Source organism: Streptomyces albidochromogenes, from assembly GCF_005981925.1.
In the GTDB taxonomy this organism is placed as follows: Bacteria; Actinomycetota; Actinomycetes; order Streptomycetales; family Streptomycetaceae; genus Streptomyces; species Streptomyces albidochromogenes.
In genome coordinates this window covers 1-1,495 of record NZ_VBVX01000601.1, presented here as the reverse complement: position 1 = coordinate 1,495, position 1,495 = coordinate 1, and the positions used below count along the sequence as shown (strand labels likewise).

General features: G+C 68.8%; 1 protein-coding gene, 1 tRNA gene and 1 pseudogene. 2 read left to right on the top strand and 1 reads right to left on the bottom strand.

Going from position 1 to position 1,495, the window contains the following annotated elements:
- Positions 1–5 precede the first annotated feature (5 nt).
- A pseudogene (locus tag E2E34_RS34210) lies at positions 6–449 on the top strand (potassium-transporting ATPase subunit C); the annotation flags it as partial.
- A gap of 122 nt (positions 450–571) precedes the next feature.
- Here E2E34_RS34210 and E2E34_RS34205 read toward each other — a convergent pair.
- Positions 572–654 (bottom strand) — tRNA-Leu (locus E2E34_RS34205).
- A 379-nt stretch (positions 655–1,033) separates the two neighbouring features.
- On the opposite strand from E2E34_RS34205, the gene E2E34_RS34200 reads away from it, so the two are divergent.
- A partial coding sequence (locus tag E2E34_RS34200; protein ID WP_244316399.1) for a DUF3662 domain-containing protein occupies positions 1,034–1,495 on the top strand: 462 nt, incomplete at its 3' end.

Here is a 1,495-nt window from a genome sequence, read left to right as displayed (position 1 = left end):
GTTAAGAGACCGGCCCCCGGCCGGACCTCCGGTGGTTCCAGCCGCGCCCGTCCAACGGCCTGGGCGCCAACAGCGTCAACACGCGGTACGCGCTGATCCTCTCCGGCGCCACCAACCGCTCCGGCGACAACCCGGACCTGATCAGGTGGGTCAAGGAGGCGAAGAAGGCCGTACTGGCGGACAACCGGGCCGGGGAGTACGAGCCGAAGCCCGCCGACATCCCCGCCGACGCCGTCACCTCCTCCGGCTCCGGCCTCGACCCGCACATCTCCCCCGCGTACGCCGCACTCCAGGCGCACCGCGTCGCGGAGCGCAACGGCCTCGCGCCGGCCCGCGTCGAGCGGCTCGTCCGGGACCACACCGAAGGGCGGACGCTCGGCTTCATGGGCGAGCCCCGGGTGAACGTGCTGCGGCTCAACCTGGCGCTGAGGGAGCTCACCGGGAAGTGACCTTCGCGACCGTGGCCGGCCCTCCGGCCACGGTCGCCAAGACGTGACCCGGACAACGCGAAACGGGCCTCCGCGGGCGACTTCCGTCACCTGCCGAGACCCGTTTCGTCGGTTTCTCTAAGTGCGCGAGGGGGGATTTGAACCCCCACGTCCCTAAGGACACTGGCACCTGAAGCCAGCGCGTCTGCCGTTCCGCCACTCGCGCATGAGTGGTGCCGTTCGAATCTCTCACTGGTTTGTGCGAGCGCCTGACGACATGCAGAAGATTAGCACGGTGGTCAGGGTGGATTCACACCCGTTGTTCGGGGGGACCCGAGGAGGGGAACGAGAGGGAGAACGAGGCGGGGAACGAGGAGGGCTCAGGACGCGAACGACGACGCGAACGCCGAAGGGAACGCCGCCGCCCCTCACCCACTCCTCCAGAGTGTCCCCGGGGTGCGGGACACTGTGAGGAGGCCACCTCTACGATCCCTGTGAGAGGTGACACTCATCCACTGTGCAGACAAGGGGAACCAGCCGATTTCCCGACGCGTGGATACGATCAGTAAGCAGTACCAGGACGACAACGACGGAGGAGGTGCCCCATGGGAGTCCTGAAGCGTTTCGAGCAGCGTCTCGAAGGTCTGGTCAACGGCACCTTCGCCAAGGTCTTCAAGTCCGAGGTCCAGCCCGTCGAGATCGCCGGCGCCCTCCAGCGCGAGTGCGACAACAACGCCACGATCTGGAACCGCGAGCGGACCGTCGTCCCCAACGACTTCATCGTCGAGCTCTCCACCCCGGACTACGAGCGCCTCAGCCCGTACTCCGGCCAGCTCGGCGACGAGCTCTCCGGACTGGTCCGCGACTACGCGAAGCAGCAGCGCTACACCTTCATGGGACCCATCAAGGTCCACCTGGAGAAGGCCGACGACCTCGACACCGGTCTCTACCGCGTACGCAGCCGCACCCTCGCGTCCAGCACGTCGCAGGCCGGCCCGCCGCAGAGCGCCGCGTCCGGCCGCCCGGCCCCCGCACCCGCCGCCCCCCGCGGCGGCGGGTGCGGGGGC